Source organism: Rhodoblastus acidophilus (genome assembly GCF_025961575.1).
Classification (GTDB): domain Bacteria; phylum Pseudomonadota; class Alphaproteobacteria; order Rhizobiales; family Beijerinckiaceae; genus Rhodoblastus; species Rhodoblastus acidophilus_C.
Map to the genome: position 1 here is coordinate 225816 of NZ_JAOQNX010000001.1, position 23929 is coordinate 249744.

General features: G+C 64.4%; 22 protein-coding genes. 5 read left to right on the plus strand and 17 right to left on the minus strand.

The window, feature by feature from the left end; translation table 11 throughout:
• Positions 1-23: 23 nt before the first annotated feature.
• The 5 genes from M2320_RS01040 to nth all read right to left on the minus strand — a co-directional run bounded on the left by M2320_RS01040 (position 24) and on the right by nth (position 5541).
• Positions 24-2048, minus strand: coding sequence for a YgiQ family radical SAM protein (locus M2320_RS01040; RefSeq protein WP_264595699.1), 2025 nt, complete (start codon positions 2046-2048; stop codon positions 24-26).
• 51 nt (positions 2049-2099) lie between these two features.
• Entirely contained in the window at positions 2100-2951 is an 852-nt protein-coding gene (locus tag M2320_RS01045) for an SDR family oxidoreductase (RefSeq protein ID WP_264595700.1), read from the minus strand.
• On the minus strand, positions 2948-4036 hold the full coding sequence (gene queG / locus M2320_RS01050) for a tRNA epoxyqueuosine(34) reductase QueG (RefSeq protein ID WP_264595701.1): 1089 nt from the start codon (positions 4034-4036) through the stop codon (positions 2948-2950). Before queG ends, M2320_RS01045 begins: the two co-directional genes overlap by 4 nt.
• Positions 4037-4041: 5 nt before the next feature.
• Entirely contained in the window at positions 4042-4734 is a 693-nt protein-coding gene (locus M2320_RS01055) for a glutathione S-transferase family protein (RefSeq protein WP_184426388.1), read from the minus strand.
• A gap of 129 nt (positions 4735-4863) precedes the next feature.
• Positions 4864-5541 carry an endonuclease III gene (gene nth, locus M2320_RS01060; protein WP_264595702.1) on the minus strand — a complete coding sequence of 226 codons (678 nt, stop codon included), beginning with the start codon at positions 5539-5541 and terminating at the stop codon, positions 4864-4866.
• 159 nt (positions 5542-5700) lie between these two features.
• Between nth and M2320_RS01065 the strand changes: the two genes are divergently transcribed.
• Positions 5701-6396, plus strand: a complete 696-nt coding sequence (locus M2320_RS01065) for a cyclic nucleotide-binding domain-containing protein (RefSeq protein ID WP_184426245.1) — start codon at positions 5701-5703, stop codon at positions 6394-6396.
• Positions 6397-6771: 375 nt separating this feature from the next.
• On the opposite strand, the gene M2320_RS01070 is transcribed toward M2320_RS01065, so the two are convergent.
• Positions 6772-7071, minus strand: coding sequence for a hypothetical protein (locus M2320_RS01070; RefSeq protein ID WP_264595703.1), 300 nt, complete (start codon positions 7069-7071; stop codon positions 6772-6774).
• A gap of 184 nt (positions 7072-7255) precedes the next feature.
• On the opposite strand from M2320_RS01070, the gene M2320_RS01075 reads away from it, so the two are divergent.
• From M2320_RS01075 to M2320_RS01090, 4 genes are all read left to right on the plus strand, one after another.
• A complete protein-coding gene (locus M2320_RS01075; protein ID WP_264595704.1) occupies positions 7256-8257 on the plus strand; it encodes a hypothetical protein in 1002 nt (333 codons plus the stop codon).
• A gap of 96 nt (positions 8258-8353) precedes the next feature.
• Positions 8354-9139, plus strand: a complete 786-nt coding sequence (locus M2320_RS01080) for a DUF2189 domain-containing protein (protein WP_264595705.1) — start codon at positions 8354-8356, stop codon at positions 9137-9139.
• Between the two features lie 58 nt (positions 9140-9197).
• Positions 9198-9860 (plus strand): SOS response-associated peptidase, encoded by a 663-nt coding sequence (locus M2320_RS01085; RefSeq protein WP_264595706.1) that lies wholly within the window; start codon positions 9198-9200, stop codon positions 9858-9860.
• Positions 9861-9955: 95 nt separating this feature from the next.
• Positions 9956-10414 (plus strand): phasin family protein, encoded by a 459-nt coding sequence (locus tag M2320_RS01090; protein WP_184426255.1) that lies wholly within the window; start codon positions 9956-9958, stop codon positions 10412-10414.
• A gap of 46 nt (positions 10415-10460) precedes the next feature.
• Here the strand turns inward: M2320_RS01090 and M2320_RS01095 are convergent, their stop codons facing one another.
• The 11 genes from M2320_RS01095 to M2320_RS01145 form a co-directional block, all read right to left on the minus strand.
• Positions 10461-11366: a PhzF family phenazine biosynthesis protein gene (locus M2320_RS01095; RefSeq protein WP_264595707.1), complete on the minus strand. Its 906-nt coding sequence runs from the start codon at positions 11364-11366 to the stop codon at positions 10461-10463.
• The gene (locus tag M2320_RS01100) at positions 11341-12156 is read right to left on the minus strand and encodes a CDP-alcohol phosphatidyltransferase family protein (protein ID WP_184426259.1); all 816 of its coding nucleotides are present in this window, start codon (positions 12154-12156) and stop codon (positions 11341-11343) included. Before M2320_RS01100 ends, M2320_RS01095 begins: the two co-directional genes overlap by 26 nt.
• Before the next feature lies 1 nt (position 12157).
• Positions 12158-12856: a phosphatidylserine decarboxylase gene (locus M2320_RS01105; protein ID WP_184426261.1), complete on the minus strand. Its 699-nt coding sequence runs from the start codon at positions 12854-12856 to the stop codon at positions 12158-12160.
• 68 nt (positions 12857-12924) lie between these two features.
• Positions 12925-13125 carry a SlyX family protein gene (locus tag M2320_RS01110; protein ID WP_264595708.1) on the minus strand — a complete coding sequence of 67 codons (201 nt, stop codon included), beginning with the start codon at positions 13123-13125 and terminating at the stop codon, positions 12925-12927.
• Positions 13126-13135: 10 nt separating this feature from the next.
• Positions 13136-14917 (minus strand): DNA mismatch repair endonuclease MutL, encoded by a 1782-nt coding sequence (gene mutL, locus M2320_RS01115; protein WP_264595709.1) that lies wholly within the window; start codon positions 14915-14917, stop codon positions 13136-13138.
• Between the two features lie 179 nt (positions 14918-15096).
• A complete protein-coding gene (locus M2320_RS01120; protein ID WP_264595710.1) occupies positions 15097-16377 on the minus strand; it encodes a M16 family metallopeptidase in 1281 nt (426 codons plus the stop codon).
• An 11-nt stretch (positions 16378-16388) separates the two neighbouring features.
• The gene (locus M2320_RS01125; RefSeq protein WP_425540641.1) at positions 16389-17735 is read right to left on the minus strand and encodes a M16 family metallopeptidase; all 1347 of its coding nucleotides are present in this window, start codon (positions 17733-17735) and stop codon (positions 16389-16391) included.
• A gap of 118 nt (positions 17736-17853) precedes the next feature.
• Complete coding sequence (locus tag M2320_RS01130) at positions 17854-18855, minus strand: hypothetical protein (protein WP_264595712.1); 1002 nt, start codon at positions 18853-18855, stop codon at positions 17854-17856.
• Between the two features lie 65 nt (positions 18856-18920).
• Positions 18921-19412, minus strand: a complete 492-nt coding sequence (lspA, locus tag M2320_RS01135) for a signal peptidase II (protein WP_264595713.1) — start codon at positions 19410-19412, stop codon at positions 18921-18923.
• Complete coding sequence (gene ileS, locus M2320_RS01140; RefSeq protein WP_264595714.1) at positions 19409-22336, minus strand: isoleucine--tRNA ligase; 2928 nt, start codon at positions 22334-22336, stop codon at positions 19409-19411. The genes lspA and ileS overlap by 4 nt, the downstream gene beginning before the upstream one ends.
• A 188-nt stretch (positions 22337-22524) precedes the next feature.
• Entirely contained in the window at positions 22525-23925 is a 1401-nt protein-coding gene (locus tag M2320_RS01145; protein ID WP_184426276.1) for an NAD(P)(+) transhydrogenase (Re/Si-specific) subunit beta, read from the minus strand.
• Between the last annotated feature and the right edge of the window lie 4 nt (positions 23926-23929).

Sequence of the window (23929 nt, forward strand, 5' to 3'; positions counted from 1 at the left end):
TTCCACGCATTGACGAAATTTCGCTAAAATACCCCTTTGGTCAGGAATTTTCGCGGCTTGGCGTAGCCTCGGCCCCGGGGCGGGCCGCCATCTTTTCCGCCGGTCCCCGCCGGCTGCCAGTTCGGCACCAGCTGATGCTTTCCAGGGCCGATCAGGTCGGCGCGGCCCATGTTACGCAAAGCCTCGCGCAGCATCGGCCAGTTTTCGGGATCGTGATAACGCAAGAACGCCTTGTGCAGCCGACGCTGCCGCAACCCCTTGATCGCCTCCACCCGCTCCGAAATGCCGCGCCGCACCGGTTTGAGCGGATTGAAGCCGGAATGATACATGGCGGTCGAGATCGCCATGGGCGCGGGCAGAAACGTCTGGACCTGATCGGCGCGGTATTTGTTGCGCTTCAGCCAGAGGGCGAGCTGCATCATGTCTTTGTCGCTGGTGCCGGGATGCGCCGCGATGAAATAGGGGATGAGAAAATACTCTTTGCGCGCCTCGCGCGCCGCCCGGTCGAACAGCTCTTTGAAGCGGTCGTAAGCGCCAATGCCCGGCTTCATCATTTTGGAAAGCGGGCCTTTTTCGGTGTGCTCCGGCGCGATTTTCAGATAGCCGCCGACGTGATGGGTGACGAGTTCCTTCACATATTCAGGGCTTTTCACCGCGAGATCGTAGCGCACGCCCGAGGCCACCATCACCTTCTTGACGCCCTTGACCTCGCGCGCCTTGCGATAGAGCTGGATCAGCGCGTCATGGCTGGTGTTGAGGTTCTTGCAGATGTCGGGATAGACGCAGGACAGTCGCCGGCACACACTCTCCGCCTGCTTGTCGCTGCAGGCCACGCGATACATGTTGGCCGTGGGGCCGCCGACATCCGAAATAATGCCGGTAAAGCCTTCGCCCTTGTCCCTGATCTCCTCGATCTCGCGCAGAATCGATTCTTCCGAGCGGCTCTGGATGATGCGCCCCTCATGCTCGGTGATGGAGCAGAACGAGCAGCCGCCGAAACAGCCGCGCATGATGGTCACGGAATGGCGGATCATCTCCCAGGCCGGGATTTTGCGACCCTCATAGGCGGGATGCGGCGCGCGCGCAAAAGGCAGGCCGTAAACCGCGTCCATTTCCGGCGTGGTCAGCGGAATGGGCGGCGGCGTCAGCCAGACTTCCTTGTCGCCGTGCTTTTGAATGAGCGGGCGGGCGTTGCCGGGATTGCTCTCTCGGTGCAGCACCCGCGACGTGCGGGCGTAAGCCTCCTGGTCGGCGCTGACGAATTCAAAGGAGGGCAGGCGCACCACCACTTTTTCGCCCTTGACGTGAATCCCCTCGTCGCCGTCGAGATCATCGGCCGGCGCCTCCGTCCAGCCTTCGGGCGTGGCCGAGCGCAAAAAGCCGAGGCCGCGAATGTCGGAAAAATCCTGATCCAGACCTTTTTTAGCGATGCGATGTGCAACTTCGACCAGTGCGCGCTCGGCATTGCCGAACAGCAGCAAATCCGCCTTGGAATCCATCAGGATAGAGCGGCGCACCTTGTCGGACCAATAATCGTAATGGGCGATGCGGCGCAGCGACGCCTCGATGCCGCCAATGACGATTGGAACTTTGGGAAAAGCCTCGCGGCAGCGCTGGGCGTAGACGACGACCGAGCGATCCGGCCGTTTGCCGCCCTCCCCGCCCGCCGTGTAATGGTCATCGCGGCGGATTTTTTTATCCGACGTGTAGCGGTTGACCATGGAATCCATATTGCCGGCGGTCACGCCCCAGAACAGGTTTGGCTTTCCCAGAATTTTGAAGGCGTCGGCGCTGCTCCAGTCGGGCTGCGAGATCATGCCGACCCGGAACCCCTGGGCCTCCAGCACCCGACCGACAATGGCCATGCCGAAACTGGGATGGTCGATATAGGCATCGCCGGTGACCACGATGATGTCGCAGGAATCCCACCCCAGCGCGTCCATTTCCGCGCGCGACATGGGCAGGAAGGGCGCGACGCCGAAACGATGCGCCCAATATTTGCGATAGGAGAACAGCGGCTTGGCCGCTTCTTGCGCGATGGATGCCATGAGACGGTTTGTCGCGCGTTCGGGTAAGGGCGTCAATCGCGCCGTTCGGGCCTAAGCCAGAGCGCCAATACCCTCGCGATAGGTGGGAAACTTGGGCGTGACCTCAAGAACCTCACGCATCCTCTTGTTCGCCACCCGCTTGTTCTCGCCATAAAAACTCCGCGCCATCGGCGAGAGTTGTGTCGCCTCAAACACCTGTTCCGGCGGCGGAGTCACGCCCAACAATTCGGCGGCGTAAGTCACCACGTCCTGCGGCGGCGCCGGCTCGTCGTCGGTGACATTATAAACCCCGGATGGCGCGGCGCCGGCAAAACAGGCGTTGATCGCCTGCGCGATGTCGGCGACGTGGATGCGATTAAAAACCTGTCCCGGCTTGATCAGCCGTTTTGCGGTTCCGTCGCGCAACTTTTCGATCACGCTGCGGCCCGGCCCGTAAATCCCGGAAAGGCGCAGCACATAAACATTTTTGTGCGCCCGCTCGCCCAGCGCGAGCCAGTCCCGCTCCACCGCCACCCGCCAGCGGGTGCGGTCGTTGGAGGGGCGCAGTTCCGAGGTCTCATCGATCCAGGCGCCCTGGTGGTCGCCATACACGCCAATGGTCGAGAGATAGACGATTGTCTTCAATTTCGGCGCGGCGGCGATGTTGTCGGCGAGACGCCGCAGCACGGGATCGCCAAAAGCGTCGGGGCCGGCGCTCACCAGCAGCGCGTCGGCGTCGCCAAGCGCGTCGATCACGCGCGGGTCGATTTTTTCGGACGCGCCGTCGAACGGCAGCAGGCGAAAACGCCCTTCCGCCAAAATTTCCGGCGCGCGCTTGGTGGCGGTCACCTGCTCAAAAGCTTGAGACGCCTCGGCCGCGTAAAAACCCGCCGTGTAGCCGAGACCAAAAATCAGCAGTTTCACCCCATCCCCCATTCCGCCCGGACGTCGGGGTCCGGTTCGTTATGATTTCGCGCGGCGAGACTCGCAAATTCGTCGCGCGGCAGCAAGCGAGACAAGGCCCAGACCGCCATGCCGCGCACCAGCGGCGACTCGTGCCCCAGCCGCGCCTCGACCAGCGGCGCCAGCGAGGGATCGCCGGAATTGCCGATGGCCAGCAGCACATTTCGAAGAAAGCGCGCATGGCCGATGCGCTTCACCGGATTGCCCGAAAATTTTTGCCGGAACGCCGCCTCGTCCAGCGCCACCAGCTCCCTTAAAGGCGGCGCCACCAGATCGGCGCGCGCCAAAAATTTGGCCTCGCGCGCGGTTTGGGCGAACTTGTTCCAGGGGCAGGCGGCGAGGCAATCGTCGCAGCCATAGATGCGATTCCCGATCTTTTGTCTCAACGCGCGCGGAATCTGCGCCTTGGTCTCGATGGTGAGATAGGACACGCATAGCCGCGCGTCGATCTTGCCGCCGTCGAGCGCCCCGGTCGGGCAAGCGTCGACGCAGGCGCGGCAGGAGCCGCAATGATCCGCCTCCGGTGGGTCCGGCGGCAGGTCGAGGGTGGTAAAAATGCTGCCGAGAAACAGCCAGGAGCCGAATTCGCGCGACACCAGATTGGTGTGACGCCCCTGCCAGCCGAGTCCCGCAGCGGCGGCCAAGGGTTTTTCCATCACCGGCGCGGTGTCGACAAAAACCTTGACGTCGCCAAAAACCCCCAAAATTTTCGCCCGCGCCAGCAGCGCGCCGGCCAAAAGCTTGAGCTTGCCCTTGACCACGTCGTGGTAATCGCGATTGCGGGCATAGACGGAGATGTTGCCGGCCTCAGCCGGAACGGCGACGACATCGGGCCCATAGCTCATGCCGAGCATGACGATGCTGCGGACTTCGGGCCAGAGTTTTTGCGGATCGGCGCGCCAGTCCCGACGCTCGGCCAGCCAGTCCATGTCGCCATGCCGACCCTCGGCGACAAAAGCATCCAAAACCGCGGGAGCGAAAGAAAGGACATCGGGCCGCGTCACCCGGCAGGCGTCAAAGCCGAGCTTTTGGGCCTCCCGGCGCAAGAAATCTAAAAATCCACTTCCGCATAGATCGGGTTGACGGCCACCCCCGGCGCCCGGTCCGCCAGCAGCGGGCGAAAACTCGGTCGGCTCTTCAGGCGCTGATACCATAGTTTTGCGGGCTCTTCCTCGTCCCAGGGCACGTCGCCGAGATAGTCGACGCTCGACAGATGGGCGGCCGCGGCGAGGTCGGCATAGGTCATGCGGTCGCCGCCAAGCCAGTTCCGATTCTGCGCCAGCCAGGAAATGTAGCGCAGGTGATGGCGCACATTGACCCGCGCCGCGCGCACCACGTCCATGTCGGGTCCGCCGCTGCCGATCTCGGTGGCCATGAAACGCTTATAAACCTTTTCGGTCACCAACCAGTTGGAGACTTCGCCGTAAAACTTGTCGTTGAACCAGTTGACGAGGCGGCGGGTTTCCACGCGCTCGCGCGTCGTGGCCGGTAGCAGCCGGTGCATCCCCAGCGCATCGCCGAAAATCTCATCCAGCCATTCCGCGATGACGCCGGCGCCAGGCACGACATCCCCCTCGTCCGTCACCAGCACGGGCGTTTGTCCGGCGGGGTCGAGCATCAAGAACTCGCGCCGACGCTCGTGAACCCGTTCCTCGATCAGTTCAGCCTCCAGGCCATATTCGCCGAGCGCAAGGCGAATGAAGCGCGAAAGCGGACAGAGCGGATGATGATAGAGCTGAACCATGCCGGTGTTGTAGGACGTTTCTCGACGCGCCGCATCCATGGAGGCCCCGGCGCGGGTGAACAATCGTTCAAGTTTGACGGAAAGCCTTAAGGCTTCGTTAAGTCCGATTCCGTCCTGGCATAGGATGTGTCAAATCGGCAAGACCGTTTTCTCCGGCCAAAGGCAGAGATCGGCGATGGGACAGACGGGGCAATCGGGCTTGCGCGCCTTGCAGATGTAGCGGCCGTGCAGAATCAGCCAGTGATGGGCGTGCTGCAAAAATTCATCCGGCACGATCGCCAGCAAGCCTTTTTCCACCTCTTCCGGCGTCTTGCCCTTGGCGAGGGGGATGCGGTTGGACACCCGGAACAAATGGGTGTCCACGGCGATGGTTTTTTCGCCGAAGGCAATGTTCAGCACGACATTGGCGGTTTTCCGCCCCACCCCGGGCAGGCTTTGCAGCTCCTCCAGGGTTTTCGGAACCTGACTGTCGAAGCGCGCGATCAACTGGCGCGACAGTTCGACCACGTTCTTCGCCTTGGCGCGGAACAGGCCGATGGTCTTGATTTTTTCCCTCAAAACCTCTTCGCCGAGCTCGACCATTTTCTCGGGCGTGTCGGCGACGGCGAACAAGCCCTTGGTTGCGCGATTGACCCCGGCGTCGGTCGCCTGCGCCGACAAGACCACGGCCACCAGCAGCGTAAACGGATTTGAATAATCCAGTTCGCCACGAGGGTGCGGATTGCGCGCCGCGAGCCGCGAAAAAATTTCGCGAATGCGGGCGTCCCCAGCGGATTTTTTTTCGCGAGGTTTAGCGGCTCTGACCATGAGCCGAATTAGGCGATCATGCCCGGGGGAACAAGCCACAGTTTTGCACAACATATCGGCGCCCTGGCGGGGAGACTTTGACTGAAAGCAATGTTGATCAAATCACGGCTTGATATTGGTGATGTCGTTTTGACCTTCGAAAGGGCGCCAGAGATTTCCATGCGTATGGAAGAGCGGGCGGAGGCCGCCCAGTGTTCGTTTCTCGCGGCCTGCCGGCCGGAAACGGCGGAGTACCTGCTGCAGGGCGCCTTCCTGCAGCGGTTCCCCGCCCACACGCAACTCACTCGTGAAGGCGAGCGGGCGGATTTCCTTTATGTTGTGCTGGGCGGCGCGGTGGAGCTTTATGCGAGCTGGCGCGACCGCGAAACCACGGTCGTGGTGCTCGGCCCCAATGACGGCGTGATCGACGCTTCCGTGGTCCTCGATCAACCCTATCCGCAATCCGCGCGGACGCTCGAGGCGTCGCGCATCCTGATGGTGCCCTCGAAATCGGTGCGCCACGCTCTGGAAGAGGACGGGGGCTTCGCCGCCGCCTTCACGCGCGAGATCGCGCGCAGCTACAGCCAGATGGCCCAGGAGCTGAAGAACCAGAAACTGCGCACCAGCCTGGAGCGGCTCGCCAATTGGCTGGTTCAGCGCGACCGCGAGACCGGCGGCGCCGGCCGGCTGGTCATTCCGTTCGAGAAGAAGATTCTGGCCGCGCGCTTGGGCATGGCGCCGGAAGTGCTGTCGCGCTCCTTCGCGGCGCTCGCCAAATTCGGCGTGCGCGTCGACGGCGCCCAGGTGACCATCCGCGATCTGCCCGCGCTCGAAGATCTGGCCGGCGCGGAAAAGCGCCTGGAGGCCGCGAGCTAGGTTTCGGTCGGACCCGCCAGCATAGCGCGCAATTCCTGTGGGTCATGCGCGTCTTCGGGGAGAATTTGTTCTACATCCGCAGACGACCGGGGCACGATGATGGCTTCGGCCGGTTCGGGCGGCGGGTCTGGGGGCTCAGCGCCCGATTCGTCGCCGGCGGGCGAGCGGTGACGCCGTCGCGCGGCCTCCTCGCCGACCACCAAGCCGGCGAAGTCGTGGGACGTTTCCCCAGGCGCCTGTTCCGACCGTGAGACGGCGGATACGCGGGCGGAAGCATCAATCCGACTCAGCATGTCCATGGCGCGGCCCCCAAGGCTGGCCATGGCAGATTGCGCCGTAAAGCTTGTCCCGGCCTTGCGTCGCCGGTGGACGCGCCTAGCGGTAATAAGTGGTCGGATAGTTCTGCGACGGGTAATAGGTCGGCGACTGCCAGACCGGTTGCTGGACCGGCGGCGGGCTGGGAACCACCACGGGCGGCTGCGGAGGGCTCGGAGGCGAATAGGCGGGCGGGGAATAGACCGGCGGAGAATAGGTGGGCGGGGAATAGGCTTGGGCGAGGACAGCTGCGGAGGGATTTCGCGCGAAAACGGTTCCCGAGAATTGCGCGTCGGCCGCGCCCCACAAATAAGCCATCAACCAACCGGATGACAGAAGAAGACCCAAGCGAAGCAACATGACGCGCTCCTTTGACCCGTACAGCGAACCGCGTCCGCCGAACTTGATCTATCACTTTGTTCTAAAGCGTTTTCTTCACGCGAGCCGGTTTCTGCTTGGCGTGAAAACGCTTCCGAGGACTCGATTTTCCTTGCATCCGACCGTAACAGTTGGAGCTGGAGCGAGGCCTGCAATGGAGAGACCGATGCGCCGCATGCTTGCCAGTTGTTTCGCTTTTTTGATTGCAACGAGCGTCGCCGACGCCTCTCCGATCATGTGCGCCACGATCGCCCGAAAAGTCTCGGAGAAATTGCGCCTGCTGTCCGCGAAAGCGCCCCAGCCGGACGGCCCCGGCCTGTCGATTCGCGCCGCCTTCGCCGGCTCCCCCGCAAAAATGGATTCTGGAACGCCCGCAACCGCCGAAATGCTCGCCGAATTTCCGCTCAGCGACGCCGACCGCAAGCAATTGAGCAATTCCACGGTGCGAATCGCCCGCGCCGGCGGCGACGGCGGCCTTGTCCTGATCGATGACGTGTCCGGAACGGCCCAGTGCCACACCCCCCATCTGTTCAGCCTGGCCTCCGGCCAGAAGCACGCGCTCGAGGTTTCCGCGCCCAACGATCCCTTCGACCGTTGCGGCCATGCCGTAATGGCGCTGACCGAATTCGAGGGCAGCGCCTATTTCGTCGAGATGGACGACGGCGCCGACGAGACCGAGAATTTCAGGATCACCGGGCAAAATAACGACATGCTCGGCATGACCTGCTCGATCACGATACGCTACAAGATGGATTACGCCCCCGCCGAATCCTTCTGCGCCAAGCCGAACTTGTGCGCCCTCGGCCCCAAGGCCGCGGTTTGGGCGCGCGCCTGGCGCACCGGCGGCGCCGAATTGCGCGACCCCGCCTTCAGTCCCGCGCCGATTCCGAAATTCGCCAACGGCGACCGCGCCCTTCCGCTGTTCGGCGGCGTTTCGAAACTCGCGCCGCAGCCCTTCACCTACGAGGCTCAGGAGAATTTCTTCGCCATTTCAGGGGAGCCCGACGCAGACCTGCTTCGCATCGGCGCCGCCAAGCCCGGACCTGCGAATATGGCGGATTGGCAGACGTTTACGCTGGCCGGCCTCTACAAGGCGGATAACCCGGTCGCGAGCTTCGTCATTCGTCGTCACAGAGCCGGTTTCGAGTCCGTCACGATCAACAGGTGAGCTTCGCGGCGATCACTTTTTCGTGCGAGCGGAACCCGCTGGCGCCGTTCCCCCTTGGTTTTGCGCGCGAGACTGTGCGCAAAACCGGAGGTGTCCATGCCCACCATCATGCGAGGCCAGCCGCCGCGCTGGCTTTACGCGGATCGCATCAACCACGTCGAACTCGCCGACGTCCAACCCTGGTTCGAAAAAGGGTTTAGGGATTTGCTGGCGGCGCCGGTCGCCAGCATTGGCTACGGCCTGCTGTTCGCCGTCGCCGGATTGGCGATCGCCAGCATTCTTTGGGACACCGCCGCGCTCTACCTGCTCGCGCCCTTGTCCTGCGGCTTCCTGCTGCTCGGCCCGGCCCTCACGGTCGGCTTCCAGGCGATCAGCCGCGATCTCGAACAGAGAAAAAAACCCTCGCTGTTCCGGGCGCTGGACGCCTGGAGAACGGATGCGCCGGCCGTGCTCGGGCTCGCCGCCTTGCTGCTTGCGGTGTTCCTCGTGTGGATGCGGATGGCGATGCTGCTCTTCGCGCTGGTGTTCCCGCCGACCGGCCCCGACCTGGACAGCCTGCTGAGCACGACGTTCAACACCAGCGGCGGGACGCAATTCCTGATTCTCTTCATCCTGCTGGGCGCATTTTTTGCCGGAATCGTCTTCATGGGCGGCGCCTTCGCCCTGCAGCTCATGCTCGACAAACAGGTCGGCCTCGGCGAAGCCGTTCTGACAAGCGTGGCCGCGGTGACCGCCAATCCTGGGCCCATGGCGCTCTGGGCGGCCCTGCTCGCCGGGCTGACTTTCGCAGGCATGGCGCTCTTTTACGTCGGCCTCGCCGTGACCCTGCCGCTCGCCGGCCACGCCGCCTGGCACGCCTATCGCGCCGTGATCAAGCGATAGGTTTTGCGTCATTTGCTGGCATAATCCGACGCCTGCCCACGGAATCGCCGGAGCCGCCATGTGTGGACGTTTCGCCATCACCTCACCGCCCGAGGCGGTGAGGGCCTATTTTCGTTACGTCGAACAGCCCAACTTCCCACCGCGCTACAATATCGCGCCGACTCAACCCATCCCGCTGGTGATCGCGCGCGGCGAACATCGCCATTTCATGCTGGCGCGCTGGGGCTTTTTGCCCGGCTTCGTCAAGGACGTAAAAAAATTCCCATTGCTGATCAACGCCCGCGCTGAAACTCTGACCGAGAAACCCAGCTTTCGCGCGGCGCTGCGGCGTCGGCGCTGCCTGATCCCGGCCGACGCCTGGTATGAATGGCGCGCCAACCTGTCCGGCCCCAAAACGCCGTTTCTGCTGCGTCGCGCCGGCGGCGGCCTGATGGCCTTCGCCGGACTCTGGGAAACATATTTAGACCCGTCCGGCGGCGAGATCGACACCGCCTGCATCATCACCACCTGCGCCAATGGCGCGACCTCGGCGCTGCACGAGCGCATGCCGGCCATCCTCGAGCCGGAGGATTTCGACGCATGGCTCAACCCCGACGAAACCATTGCGCCGCCTTTGCCGCTGCTGCGGCCGGCGGCGGACGAGACCATCGCCTTCCACGCCATTTCCCCCCGGATCAACCACGCCAGCGCCGAGGGCGCGGAGCTGCAAGCCGCTGTTTGACGCGGGAAATGCGGACTTCCCCTGTCGGAACCCATCGCTGTGGCCAGCCGTTACAGGGGTCCCGCCCCCGGGCGGAACTCAGGGAAGGATCGACCATGGCGTCACCCCAGCAACAACCTATGGAACAGACGGCGATTTCAGGCTTCCGCACCTTCTTCGGCGGCGTCTCGAGCGTCAGCCGCAAGGCGCAGGCCATCGCCGGCGAATTCGCCAAATTGTCCGAGGAACAGCTCGGCGCCGGGGCGAAGGCGGCGGAGCGCCTGCGCAATGCGCAATCGCTTCAGGAGGTCACAAGCATTCAGTCCGAATTGCTGAAGGAATCCTACGAGGCCACCACCAACCATTACCGCAAGATTGCCGAGCTCGCGATCTCGACCCCGCAGGAGCTCGCGGAATCGGCGCGGGAATTCGCCTCGACCATGGCTCAAGCCGGACAGGAGACCGCCGAGCGCGCCTCTGACATCACACGCCGGATGGGCGAACAGGCCGCCCATGCGACGGAAAAGACCGGCGAGGCCGCGCAGCAAGCGATGCGCGGCGGCGGTCGCGGCTAATTCGCCTTCGCGCCAAGGGCCGCCGGACAATCCGGCGGCCTTTCAATCAAAGACGAAAAAAACCTTCGCCCACGATCACACTCGCGCCGGCAATGGCGACGTGGGTCAGTGCGCTTTTGTCGACGCGCATCGACAGGGTAATAAGGCTGGGACGGCCCATGGCGACGCCCTGCTCGATGTGGAGCATGTGTTCGCCGTCCTCCGGATTTTCGAATTTCGCGGCGACGGCGGCGAAAGCCGCGGCGGCCGAGCCGGTCGCGGGGTCCTCCGCCACGCCCAGGCCCGGGACGAAGACGCGGGCCTGCACGTGATGCGCTCCGTCCTGAGTCTCCCGCGTGTACAGGCAGACGGCGGGGCGCTCCATCGGCAGCGTGGCCCCGAGCGCGGAAAAATCAGGCTTCGCCCGGTTCAGGACGACGCGGCTTGCAACGGGAATGAAAGCGAAGGGCAGGCCCGCGCTGGCGATCACGGGCTTGTGGGCGTCGAAGCCGATGTCATCCTCGGTGAACCCCAGCGCAGCGGCGATGCGGGAGACGTCGAGGGTCTCCGCAAATATTTCGGGCAGATGCGGGACAACAAATTCCGCCCGTAATGCGCCCCTGACCCGCGCGACCTCGCAGACGACCGGCCCCACATCCTCTTCCAACACCAGCCGGATCGGCGCCTGCCCCAGCATGTCGCGCGCCCGCTCGAAGGCGATCAAAGCGGCGGCGCCGATGGTGGGATGCCCGGCAAACGGCAGTTCGACGGCGGGCGTAAAAATGCGCAGGCGCGCGGTGTTGATGGGGTCGCGCGCCCTGAGAACAAAGACGGTTTCGGAAAGATTGAATTCGCGGGCGATCGCGTGCATCCGCGCGCCGTCGAGCTCGTCGGCGTCGAGCACGACCGCCAGCGGGTTGCCCGCCAGCGGTCGCTCGGTGAAGACGTCAAGCCGGCGGTACGGAAGCTTCACGGGCTTTGGCGTCCTGCGCCGCAAAAGTGTTGTAGGCGCGCACCGAGGCCGGGATCATGCTCATGTAGAGCAGGCTGAGCACGATCAGCATCTGCATCGGAAAGAAGGCCAGCAGCACCAGCGCGGCGGCCGCCACGAACAGCACGAAGATGAATTCCTCGCGCGGCACCCGTCCCAGGCTTTTGCCGGAATAGTGCGGGATGCGGCTCGCCATCAGCAGCGCCACGCCCAGAACATAAACCGCCTCCAGCACGATCAGGCCAGTGGAGACCGTCAGGTTGAAGACCAGATGCAGGTAGAGCGGCAGCAGCACGACAATGGCGCCCGCCGGCGCCGGCATGCCGGTGAAAAACTTGGCCATCCAGGCGGGACGGTCGGGATCGTCGATCATGACGTTGAACCGCGCCAGACGCAGCGCCGCCGCAATGGCGAAGAACAGCACGGCCACCCAGCCGAGCGTCCCCAGTTCGTGCAGCGACCAGAAATACAGCACCAGCCCCGGCGCCACGCCGAAATCGATGAAATCGGCGAGCGAGTCCAGCTCCGCGCCGAACCGGCTGGACCCTTTGAGCGCACGCGCGATGCGGCCGTCGATGCCGTCGAGCACGGCGGCGACGACGATGGCGAGCACCGCGGTTTCAAAATGCTTGTCGGCGGCAAGTTTGATCGCGGTCAGGCCGGCGCACAGGGCGAGCAGCGTGACCACATTCGGCACGACGAAACGCAGGGGCAGCCCGCGCAGGCCGCGCAACTGGATTCGGGCGCGCGCGGGTGGGGTTTGTTCGTCCATTTCACCCGACCTTATAGGGGCGTTCCTCGGCGCTCGGGCTGTAATCAGCCAGAACCGTCTCGCCCGCGATGCATTTGGAGCCGAGGCCAACCGACAGGCGCGCGCCCGGCGGCATGTAGACGTCGACGCGCGAGCCGAAGCGGATCAGGCCAAACCGTTCGCCGACGCCCAAGCTCTGGCCCTCATGGACAAAGCTGAGGATGCGGCGGGCGATCAGGCCGGCGATCTGCACCACGCCGAACGTGCCCTGCGGCGCGTCGATCAGCATGCCGTTGCGCTCGTTGTCCTCGCTGGCCTTGTCCAGGTCGGCGTTGAGGAAGGCGCCGGGCTTGTAAGCGATGCGCGTGATGCGGCCGGTGACGGGCGCGCGGTTCACATGGCAGTCGAACACGCTCATGAACACGCTGACGCGCTGCATCGGCTCCGGGCCGAGCCCGAGTTCCGGCGGCGGGGCGAATTGACCGATCGAGCAGACATAGCCATCGGCCGGCGACACCACCAGGCCGTCGCGCACCGGCGTGACGCGCGCGGGATCGCGGAAGAAATAAGCGCACCACACCGTGGCGATTCCGCCGATCCAGCCGAGCGGCGACCAGATGTAGTGAAGCACGACAGCCGCAATGCCGAACAGGATGATGAAATTGCGGCCTTCCGGATGGATGGGCGCAACCTGCTTGCGGATCGACTCGATCATGGACATGGAGGAATCCTCATAAGAAAGTCCGGCGCTGTTTTGGCGCCAAATCGCGGCAAAGTCACGTGGGGGGCTCAGTAATGCGGCGGCGGCCGGTCGGGCGCGACGCGTTCGCTCACCGTTTGCAGTTCGTCGCGCAGGCGCAGCACCTCGCGGGTCAACCCGTCGATGCGCGCCCATTGCGCGGCGACGAGATCGCTCAGTTCCTGGATAGCGCGCTCCTGATGCGCATAGAGAGATTCGAGAGCTTCGACTCGCGCCTCGTCCGGCGGCATTTGCTTTCCTTCACTTGCGGCCGAACAGTTTTTCGATGTCCGCGAGTTTGAGTTCGACATAGGTGGGGCGGCCGTGATTGCACTGCCCGGCGCCGGGCGTGCGCTCCATTTCGCGCAACAGGGCGTTCATTTCCTCCGACGTGAGCCGACGACCGGCGCGCACCGAATGGTGGCATGCCATGGTCGCCAGCACATGGTCGAGCTTTTTTTCCAAGGGCGCGGCGGCGCCCTCTTCGGCGAGCGAACAGGCGAGGTCGCGAATCAGGGCGTCCAGCGCGCCGATCTTCAGCTCCGCCGGCGTTTCGTGCACGGCCACGGCGCCGGGACCGAAGGGCTCGATCGCCAGGCCCAAAGAGGCGAGCAGAGGCTCGGCTTCGACCAGCCGCGCGGCGTCGCCGGGATCGAGATCGACGATGAAGGGAGAAAGCAGCGCCTGACGCGCCACGCCGGCTTCCGCGCGCTGCTTCTTGAGTTTTTCATAGACGAGGCGTTCATGGGCGGCGTGCTGATCGACCAGCACCAGCCCGTCCTGGGTTTGGGCGACAATATAGGTTTCATGGATCTGCGCCCGCGCCGCGCCGAGCGGGGCTTCAACCGCCTGTTCGGGCGCGGGCTCCTGATGAGGCCGCGCATCGGCGGCGGGCGCCGATTCCTCGAAGGCGAAGATCGGCGTCTGTTGCATCTGCTGGACCGGAGCGGCTGGCGAGGCGCGCCAGTCCCAATTTTGCGGCGCGGCGCTACGCGTTTGGGCGAACTGGTCGAGCGCGCGCGGCGCCAGCGACGGCGTGGCGCGGTGCAAGGCCGAGGCGAGCGCTTGCTTCAGCGCGCCGATGACAAAACCGCGCACCAGCCCCGAATCGGCGAAACGCACCTCCGCCTTGGCCGGGTGGACGTTGATATCCACCTGCCGGGGTGGACAGTCGAGAAACAAGGCGAGCGTCGGATGACGGTCAGCGCCGAGGAAATCCATATAGGCGGCGCGGATGGCGCCGGCAAAAAGCTTGTCGCGGACGGGGCGGCCGTTGACGAACACATATTGCGCCGCCGCATTGGCGCGGTGCCAGGTCGGCAGACCGGCAAAACCCCAGAGACGCAGGTGCTCCCGGGCGGCGTCGACCTGAAGCGCGTTTTCGCGGAATTCGCGCCCAAGCACCTGGGTGAGCCGCGTCAACAGTCCGTCGAAACCATCCGGGCATGCCTGGTAATCAAAGCCGGCGAGACCGTCGCCGCCGAGCGAAAAACGCACGCCGTGGTTCGCCATCGCCAGCCGCTTGACGACATCCGCCACAGCCTGCGCCTCGGCGCGAGTGCTCTTCAAGAATTTGAGGCGCGCCGGGGTCGCGGCGAAGAGATCGCGCACTTCTACGCGCGCGCCGGGGGGCAAGGCGGCGGGCTTGACCTCACCGACCGAGCCGAACTCGACCTCGATCCGCGCGCCCTGCGGCGCATTTTTTTGGCGCGTCTGAATCTCAAGCCGCGCCACCGAACCGATGGAGGGCAGCGCCTCGCCGCGAAAACCGAGCGTGGCGATATTGGTGAGATCGCCATCGGGAATTTTTGAGGTGGCGTGCCGCTCGACGCACAGCCGCAAATCAGCCTCGTCCATGCCGGCGCCGTCGTCCACGACGCGGATCAGGCTTTGGCCGCCGTTTTCGATGGTGACGTCAATGCGCGAAGCCCCGGCGTCCAGGGCGTTTTCGACGAGCTCCTTCACGGCGGCGGCCGGCCGCTCCACAACTTCGCCGGCGGCGATGCGGTCCGCAAGAATAGGGTCGAGACGGCGGATGGTCATTCAAACTCGCAGGGAAATTCCCGAGCCTTTAATTTCCGAAAAGTCCGAAGCGCGGCGTCTTTTCGCCATGACCGGGCTTGCCATCCACGCGGCGCCGCCATGCGAACTGCCACAAAACTCAACTCGTCGCCCAGCGTGGATGCCCGGGACAAGCCCCGGCATGACGTGCGCATTGGCGATCAGCTTGCGCTCACGCCCTCGGGCCGCCCGACGACCGCAACCAGGAACCGCCCATCCCCCAGCAAACGCTTGGCCACGCGCCGCGTATCCTCCAGCGTCACCGCCTCGATCTCGGCGTTGCGGCGGTCGAGATAATCCGGCCCAAACCCCTCCTGCTGCAATTGCAAGAGATGGCCGGCGATCTTGGTCGAGGTGTCGAAGCGCAGCGCGTAGGAGCCGATGAGATATTTCTTCGCCTTTTCCAGTTCGTCTTCAGTCGGGCCTTCCGCGGCCATGCGCTCGGCTTCCTCCGCGATAACCGACAGCGACTCGGCCGCGCGCTCGTTCTTGGTCGACGTGGCGCCGATCAGACCCGCGGACGCCTTCGGCGTCGACAGCATGGAATAGACGGAATAGGTCAGGCCGCGTTTTTCGCGCACCTCTTGCCACAGCCGCGAGGTGAAGGAGCCGCCGCCCCAGATGTGGTTGAGCACGGTGGCGGCCATATAGTCGGGATCGTGGCGGCTCAGCCCGGGCCGGCCGAAGCGGATGTTCGACTGGGGCACGTCGAGATCGACCAGCACGCGCCGCCCGAGCCCCGAAATCCCGACCTGCGGCACAGGCGTTTTCGTCGCCCGCGCCGGAAGACCCGCGAACAGGGCGTCGAGCTTGACCGAAAGCGTGGCGGGATCGATCGCGCCGACAACAGCAACCTTCAGCACGTCGCGCGCCAAAAGGTTCTTGTGTTGCGCCACAAGGTCGTCGCGCCCCACCGCGTCGACCTCGCCGATTTCGCCGCGCGGCGAACGCGCATAGGGATGATTAGGCCAAGCGGCGCGCCGCCACGCCTGCGCCGCCATGGAATCCGGGTCCTTGGACTCGCGCTTCAACACGGCGTTGATCTGGCCACGCACGCGCTCCAGCGGATCGGCGTCGAAGCGCGGCGCGTTCAGCGCCAGCGTCACCAATTCAAAGGCCTTGTCGAGATTGCGCGTCAACGTCTGCAAATGGCCGCTGAATTCATCGCGGTCCGCCGAAAAATGCAGACGAATGGCATGGTCGTCGAGCGCGCGCTGAAAAGCCTCGGAGTCGAGGTCGCCGGCGCCCTCGTCGAGCATGCCGGCGAGAATGGAGGCCGCGCCGGCCTTGCCCTGGGGGTCCTGCGCCGCGCCGCCTTCGAAGGAAAAATCCATCGCCACCAGCGGAACGGCATAGTCCTCGACGAGCCAGGCCGAAATCCCTGCCGGCGTAACGATTTTCTGGACGCGCGCGGCGCGCGAGATCTTGGCGGGAGCGTTCATTGCGGCGATCCTCAAGCGGCTTGTTCGTCTTTGAGCAGATAGCCGGTCACGGCCCGCTTGCGGTCCAGCCACTTGGTCGCGGCGGCGACATCCTCGCGCGTCACCACCTCGACGCGGCGGCTCCACCCCAAAACATTCTCCACCGTGCCGCCAATGGCCAGCGAAGCGCCGAACCAGCGGGCGAGCGCCATCTGGCTGTCCTGCGCGTAGATGGAATCAGCGATCAGCCGCGTGACCGACCGGTTCAAATCCTCGGCGGAAATCCCGTCGCGGAAGAGTTCGGCGAGGACATCGTCAATGCCCGCTTCAAGCGTCTCCAGCGACACATCATCGGCGGGGACGGCGTAGACATAGAACCGGCTGTCATCGAGCGCGGAGGCGTAATAATAGGCGCCCGCGGACACCGCGAGCTTCCGCTCCAGGACCAGCCGGCGATAGATCAGGCTGGTCGGCCCGCCGCCGAGATAATGCGACAAGACTTCCAGAGCCTCGGCCTCGCCGGGCGCGGCGGTCTGCTGCGACGGCGCGAGATAGATGCGCTCGAAGCTCGGCTGCTCCACTTTTTCATCGGCGAGCTTGACGGTGCGCTCGGCGCGGGGCTCGGGCTCGCGCGGCCGGTCGCGGCGCGGCGGTTCTCCACGCGCGGGGATCTTGCCGTAAGTCTCGCGCGCGAGTTTTTCGACTTCTTCGGGCTCGACATCGCCGGAAACCACGAGAATCGCGTTCTCGGGGGTATAAAAACGGCGGTAATAAGCGAGGGCGTCGTGACGATCCAAAGTCTCGATTTCGTGGCCCCAGCCGATAATCGGCACGCCGTAGGCGTGATGGGTGAACAGCGCGGCATTGAGGGCTTCGTCGAGCTGCGCGCTGGGATCGGCCTCCGTGCGCATGCGACGCTCTTCCATCACCACATCGCGCTCGGGCAACAACACCTCATCCGACAGGGTGAGGTTGGTCATCCGATCCGCTTCATATTCCATCATCACGCCGAGATGCTCGCGGGCGATGCGTTGGAAATAGGCGGTGAAATCGTAGGAGGTGAAGGCGTTCTCCTGGCCGCCGAGTTCGGCGACGAGATGGGAGAATTCGCCGGGGCCGTGCTTGTGCGTACCCTTGAACATCAGATGTTCGAGGAAATGGGCGATGCCGCTCTTGCCCCGGGGATCGTCGGCCGAACCGTTGCGATACCAGACCATATGCGTGACCACGGGCGCGCGATGGTCCGGGATCACCACAACCTCGAGGCCGTTGTCGAGCTTGAAATGATTGACGACCGGCCCGGCATGCGACCCGTCTGCGCTCCCCTGGCCTTCCGCTGGCGCTTCATGGGGGCAAGGAGTCGGGGGCGGGCTGACGATCACGGGAGAAATCCTGGGGTGAGCGAAAAGGGCGTTCCGCCAATATAGGCGGCGAAAGCCGGAGCGACAGCCCCGGCTTGCAAAATTCTTGCCCCGCTCGCGTTCCGCGCGGAAAGCATCAGAACCAGTTGAAAAAACCCTTCTTGCCTTCGTCCTGGTCGGTGAAGCCGGAAACCTTGCCGTCGGCGCCCTGCACCTTGTCGAGATAACCCGACGGCGGCCGGGTCAGCGCCTCAGCGTTGAGCGGGCGCTGCACGCGACGCTCCTCGCCCGGTCGCGGCGCCGGAAGCGCGTCGCGGTTCTGGGGAATGGCGAGTTTGGGACGCTCGGAATAATCAGGCGTGGTCTCGTCGCCGCCGCCCAGCGCGCGGTCGAACCAGCCGGGCGGCGAAGGCGCGGCGGCCGGGGGCGGCGTAACCGCCGCGGCGGGAGGCGGCGCAGCCGCCGGAGTGGAGGCCGGCTTGGCTTCTTTCGGCTTGCGGTCGGGCTTGGCGGGCGGGGGCGCGGTGACATTGACGGGCGGCAGATTGCCGGCAGGTTTTTCCTCCTTGTCGGCAAACCCGAGCGCCCCAGCGGCGCGGTCGAACAGCGACGGCTCCGCGGCAGGCGCCGCCGGCGCCTGGGCCATGAAACTACGCGGATCAGGCTGACGCGCCGGTTCGAGCGCGCTGGAGTCAAACAGTTTGTTGAGCAGAAATTTCTTCGGCATGCCGTTAGGAAGGGTTTCCTCCTCCGGCTCGACGGGCGCCGCCGCCTTGTCACCCTGGCCCCCCGGACCGCCCGATGAACCGACTGGACCGGGCGCCGGCGCGGGGTTGGTCATGCGGTTGATGAGCGACTGCCGCGGCATCTGCTGGCCGAAGGCGGTTTGCGGCTCCGGCTCCACGACGACCGGAGCGGGCGCGGGCTCTGGCGCCGGCTCGACCTTGGCCGCCTCGGCGGGTTTCGCCGGCTTGTGCTTGACGACGGGCTTTTTCTTGACCGCCGGCTTGGGCGCCGCCTCGACGGCGGGCGCGCCCGGGCTGTCAAAAAGCGAGTCTCCCGCCCATGCGGGCGCAGCCAGCAACGCGGCCGCACAAAGCGGCGCGGCCATCAGGGCGAACTTGTTGCTTCTGGCCATTCGGCAAATCCTCAAAACTCTTGCGCCTATACTGCCGCTTCTTGGCGAATTCGCGGCAGGCAAGCTCAAGAGGAAACCGGCGCTTTTGTCGTCAGCGACTCATATATCAGCAGCACGGCGCCGGCAAATATCGCGACATCGGCGAAATTGAACACATAGTTCGCCAGCGGCCCCGCCCAGAACGGCGTGTGGAAATAGAGGAAATCGGCGACAGCGCCATGGGTCAGCCGATCCACCGCATTGCCGAGCGCGCCGCCGATCAGACAGCCGAACGCGGCGATGGAAAGCCCATTCTTCGCGCGCCACAGCAACACACTGAGCGCCAGAGACGCCGCCAGCGCGAGCGCGACCAAAGCATAGCGGCCAAGATCAGAGTCGGAATGCAGCATCGTATAGGCGACGCCGCGGTTCCAGCTCATGGTCAGGGCAAGAAACGGCGTCAGATCGATGCGCGGCGCATCCGGTTTGTCGAGCAGGCCGATCGCCCAGGCCTTCGAGGCCTGATCGGCGGCGAAAACCGCCGCCGCCAGGGCAAAACCGGCCAACCGGCGTTTCACGCGAAAACACCCGCCGCGCGCAGCTCGCGCAAGGCCTGGGCGTCGCGCGGGGTGACATCGGGAAAATCCGGATCAGCGCCGACCAGCGGCGAAATCCGCCAGGATCGCGCGCATTTTTTTCCGACCGCGCGGCGGCTGACCACGCCGACGCCGGGCGTTTCGGGCAGAGTGAACGCGCCCTCCGGCGCGGCCCCGGCGATCACCTCGATGTTGGAGGTGATGCAGACATCGGCGAAATCCACGCCTTCGAGCGCGGCGCGCAGGGCTTCGTCATCGATATAGACTTGCGGGTCCGCTTCGAGCGAGGCGCCAATCGTCTTGTTGGCGCGCTCGATCTCCAGCGCGCCGGTGACCACGGCGCGGATGCGACGCACCGCCCTCCAATTGGCCGCCAGCGCCTCGTCGCGCCCAGCTTCGAGCCCCTTCGGGAACTCGTGCAGATGGACAGAGCCGTCAGCCGGCCGGAAGGCGAGCCACGCTTCTTCCCCCGTAAAGCAAAGAATGGGAGCGAGCCATTTCAGCAGCGCATCGCACAAAATGTCGATGGTGGTCAGCGCCGCTTTTCGCGTCAGGCTGGACGGCGGATCGCAATAGAGGCCGTCCTTGCGGATATCAAAATAGAAGGCGGAGAGATCGCCGGTCATGAAGGCGGCCAGCGTCGCCACCACCTTTTTGTAATCGAAGGCGGCATAGGCCTCGCGCACCTGCGCATCCACTTCGGCGAGCCGGTGCAGCATATACCGCTCCAACTCCGGCATCTTTTCGCGCGCGACAGCCTCGCTCGCGTCGAAATGAGCGAGGGCGCCGAGCATCCACCTGATGGTGTTGCGCAGCTTGCGATAGGTCTCGGAGAAGGTGGACAGGATTTCCTTACCGATGCGCAGGTCGTCGGAATAGTCCGACGCCGCCACCCACAGGCGCAGAATGTCGGCGCCCGCGTCCTTGATCACGGTTTGGGGCGCGACGACATTGCCGAGCGACTTCGACATTTTGCGACCCTTCTCGTCCAGCACAAAGCCGTGGGTCAGGACGGAGTCGTAAGGGGCGCGGCCACGCGTGCCGCAACTTTCCAGCAGTGACGAGTGGAACCAGCCGCGATGCTGATCCGAACCTTCGAGATACATGACCTCGTCTGCTCCCCCGTCGTGGCGGCGCTTGATGCCCGCCAGGGTCGGAAAATGCTTGGGGTCTTCGAGCGTGAAAGCGTGGGTCGAGCCAGAGTCGAACCAGACGTCCAGGACGTCGTCGATTTTTTCGTAATCGGCGGGATCGTATTCGGGCCGCAAAAAGCGCTCCGCCGCGCCCTCCTTGTACCAGGCGTCGGCGCCCTCTTCCGCGAAAGCGGCGACGATCCGGGCGTTGACCTTCTCGTCCACCAGAATGTCGTGGCCGCCCTTTTTGACGAACACGGCGATCGGCACGCCCCAGGCGCGCTGGCGCGACACCACCCAATCCGGGCGATTAGCGATCATGCCGGTGATGCGGTTCTCGCCGGCGGCCGGAACCCATTTTGTCCGCGCGATCTCTTCCAGCGCGATGGCGCGAAGGGTCGGACCATTGTCGCCGCCGAACGGCTTGTCCATCGCAATGAACCATTGGGGCGTATTGCGGAAAATCACCGGTTTTTTCGAGCGCCAGCTGTGCGGATAAGAATGTTTCAGGCGCCCGCGCGCCAAAAGGGCGCCGGCTGCGATCAGCGCGTCCATCACGCGCGCGTTGGCGTCGCCCTTGTTCCCCTTGTCGTCGATGACGCGCCCGCCTTCGAAACCGGGGACGTCTTCGGTATAAAATCCGTCGGCGTCGACCGTATAGGGAATGCGCGCGTCGATCCCGCGCTCGTGCAGCAGACGGCTCGACGCCATCCAGATGTCAAAATCTTCGCGGCCATGGCCGGGCGCAGTATGAACAAATCCGGCGCCGGCGTCGTCAGTGACATGGTCGCCGTCGAGCAAGGGCACACCGAATGTGTAGCCCAGTCCCTTCAGCGGATGGTCGCAGGTGAGGCCGGCAAGCTCGCTGGCCGGAACTTCGCGAACCCGTTCGAAGGCCTCAACCCTCGCCGCCCTAAAAACCTCTTCGGCGAGTTTGTCGGCGAGAACAAATTCATCGCCCGCCTTGGCCCAATTGCCGTCCGGCGCGGCGATCACCCGATAAAGCCCGTAGGCGATCTTGTGCGAATAGGAGATGGCGCGGTTGCCCGGCAGCGTCCAGGGCGTGGTGGTCCAGATCACCACCCGCGCCGACGACCCGCGCACCGGAAACGCCACAAACACCCAATCCGACGTGTGGTCCTCGTATTCCACTTCCGCTTCGGCCAGCGCGGTTTTTTCCACCACCGACCACATCACCGGCTTGGAGCCGCGATAGAGCAGGCCATTGGCCGCGAATTTCAGGATTTCCGACGCGATGATGCTCTCGGCGGCGTAATCCATAGTGGCGTAGCGGCCGTCCCACTCGCCGGCGACGCCGAGCCGCTTGAATTCCTCGCGCTGCACATTGAGCCAGTTTTGCGCGAAGGCGCGGCACTCCTGGCGAAACTCGACGACCGGGACCTCGTCCTTGTTGCGGCCCTTGGCGCGATATTGCTCCTCGATCTTCCATTCGATCGGCAAGCCATGGCAGTCCCAGCCCGGGACGTAATTGGCGTCCTTGCCGCTCATGCGCTGCGAACGCACGACGATGTCCTTCAAAATCTTGTTGAGGGCATGGCCGATGTGGATGTTGCCATTGGCGTAGGGCGGGCCGTCGTGCAGCACGAATTTCGGTTTTCCCGCGCCGGCCTCGCGCAATTTGGCGGTGAGGCCGGTCTGTTCCCAATGCGCCAACAATTCCGGCTCCTTCTTGGGGAGGCCGGCGCGCATGGGAAAATCGGTCTTGGGCAGATAGAGCGTGGCGGAATAGTCGGGGCCGGTCTTTTCGGTCATGGAAGCGTCTCGCGGCGAGAAAATTATCGGTCAGGCAAATCCCCGGCGCGCGCGAAAGACTTAAGTCAGGCGCGGACCGGGCCGATAATTCGCCGATTGTGCAGGATAGGGAGGGACATGGCGGCCTTGTAACGAAAAAAGCCGCCGCTGGTAAGAGCGGCGGCCTAATTTTGTCAAGCTGAATGAGCTCAGTGCGCCATGGCTTTCACGACGCTCTCGACCACTTTCTTCGCATCGCCGAACAGCATCATGGTGTTGTCCTTGAAGAACAGCTCGTTTTCGACGCCGGCATAGCCCGAGGACATGCCGCGCTTGATGAACATCACCGTCTTGGCCTTTTCGACATCGAGAATCGGCATGCCATAGATCGGCGAGGCCTTGTCGGTCTTGGCGGCCGGATTGGTCACGTCATTGGCGCCGATCACGAAGGCGACATCCGCCTGCGCGAATTCGGAATTGATGTCCTCCAGTTCGAAAACTTCATCATAGGGGACATTGGCTTCCGCCAGCAGCACGTTCATGTGGCCGGGCATGCGGCCGGCGACGGGATGAATGGCGTATTTGACTTCCACGCCTTCTTCCTTGAGCAGGTCGGCCATTTCGCGCAGCGCATGCTGGGCCTGCGCCACCGCCATGCCATAGCCCGGCACGATGATGACTTTCGAGGCGTTCTGCATGATGAAGGCGGCGTCGTCGGCCGAGCCCTGCTTGACAGGGCGGGTCTCCACCTTGCCAGCGGCCGCAGCAGCATCCTCGCCGCCAAAACCGCCGAGAATGACGGAGATGAAGCTGCGGTTCATGCCCTTGCACATGATGTAGGACAGGATCGCGCCTGAGGAGCCGACGAGAGCGCCGGTGATGATCAGCGCCATATTGCCGAGCGTGAAACCGATGCCGGCCGCCGCCCAACCCGAATAGGAGTTGAGCATGGAGACGACCACCGGCATGTCGGCGCCGCCGATCGGGATGATCAGCAGGACGCCCAGAGCCAGCGAGATCGCAACGATCAGCCAGAACAGCGTGACGCCGCCGGTGGTGAAGAACAGCGCGATGCAGGCGGCCAGAGCGACGCCGAGGGCGATGTTGATCTGGTGGCGCTGCGGCAGCAGGATCGGCTTGCCCGCCATGCGGCCGTCAAGCTTCAGGAAGGCGATCACCGAACCCGTAAACGTGATCGCGCCAATGGCCGCGCCGAGCGACATTTCGATCAGGCTGGCGGCGTGAATGTCGCCGGGGATGCCGATGCCGAACGCTTCCGGCGCGAACAGGGCCGACGCCGCCACCAGCACGGCGGCGAGGCCGACCAGCGAGTGGAAGAAAGCGACGAGCTGCGGCATCTTGGTCATTTCGACCCGCTTGGCCAGCACCGCGCCGGCGCCGCCGCCGATGCCAATGCCCAGCACGAGCAGAACGAAGCTGCCAAAGCTCGACGGCGGGCGCAGGACCAGCGTCGTGAGAATGGCGATGCCCATGCCGATCATGCCGAAACGGTTGCCTTGCTGCGACGTCGTCGGATGCGACAGGCCGCGCAGGGCGAGAATGAACAGCACGCCGGAAACGAGATAGAGAAGGGCTGCGAGATTGGCCATCTGA

Excerpts from the sequence above, each read along its gene's own strand:
- M2320_RS01040 (WP_264595699.1), bottom strand. The coding sequence starts at position 2,048 with ATGGCATCCATCGCGCAAGAAGCGGCCAAGCCGCTGTTCTCCTATCGC.
- M2320_RS01055 (WP_184426388.1), bottom strand. The coding sequence starts at position 4,734 with ATGGTTCAGCTCTATCATCATCCGCTCTGTCCGCTTTCGCGCTTCATT.
- nth (WP_264595702.1), bottom strand. The coding sequence starts at position 5,541 with ATGGTCAGAGCCGCTAAACCTCGCGAAAAAAAATCCGCTGGGGACGCC.
- M2320_RS01065 (WP_184426245.1), top strand. The coding sequence starts at position 5,701 with ATGCGTATGGAAGAGCGGGCGGAGGCCGCCCAGTGTTCGTTTCTCGCG.
- M2320_RS01070 (WP_264595703.1), bottom strand. The coding sequence starts at position 7,071 with ATGTTGCTTCGCTTGGGTCTTCTTCTGTCATCCGGTTGGTTGATGGCT.
- M2320_RS01075 (WP_264595704.1), top strand. The coding sequence starts at position 7,256 with ATGCGCCGCATGCTTGCCAGTTGTTTCGCTTTTTTGATTGCAACGAGC.
- M2320_RS01080 (WP_264595705.1), top strand. The coding sequence starts at position 8,354 with ATGCCCACCATCATGCGAGGCCAGCCGCCGCGCTGGCTTTACGCGGAT.
- M2320_RS01085 (WP_264595706.1), top strand. The coding sequence starts at position 9,198 with ATGTGTGGACGTTTCGCCATCACCTCACCGCCCGAGGCGGTGAGGGCC.
- M2320_RS01090 (WP_184426255.1), top strand. The coding sequence starts at position 9,956 with ATGGCGTCACCCCAGCAACAACCTATGGAACAGACGGCGATTTCAGGC.
- M2320_RS01100 (WP_184426259.1), bottom strand. The coding sequence starts at position 12,156 with ATGGACGAACAAACCCCACCCGCGCGCGCCCGAATCCAGTTGCGCGGC.
- M2320_RS01105 (WP_184426261.1), bottom strand. The coding sequence starts at position 12,856 with ATGTCCATGATCGAGTCGATCCGCAAGCAGGTTGCGCCCATCCATCCG.
- M2320_RS01110 (WP_264595708.1), bottom strand. The coding sequence starts at position 13,125 with ATGCCGCCGGACGAGGCGCGAGTCGAAGCTCTCGAATCTCTCTATGCG.
- mutL (WP_264595709.1), bottom strand. The coding sequence starts at position 14,917 with ATGACCATCCGCCGTCTCGACCCTATTCTTGCGGACCGCATCGCCGCC.
- M2320_RS01120 (WP_264595710.1), bottom strand. The coding sequence starts at position 16,377 with ATGAACGCTCCCGCCAAGATCTCGCGCGCCGCGCGCGTCCAGAAAATC.
- M2320_RS01130 (WP_264595712.1), bottom strand. The coding sequence starts at position 18,855 with ATGGCCAGAAGCAACAAGTTCGCCCTGATGGCCGCGCCGCTTTGTGCG.
- ileS (WP_264595714.1), bottom strand. The coding sequence starts at position 22,336 with ATGACCGAAAAGACCGGCCCCGACTATTCCGCCACGCTCTATCTGCCC.
- M2320_RS01145 (WP_184426276.1), bottom strand. The coding sequence starts at position 23,925 with ATGGCCAATCTCGCAGCCCTTCTCTATCTCGTTTCCGGCGTGCTGTTC.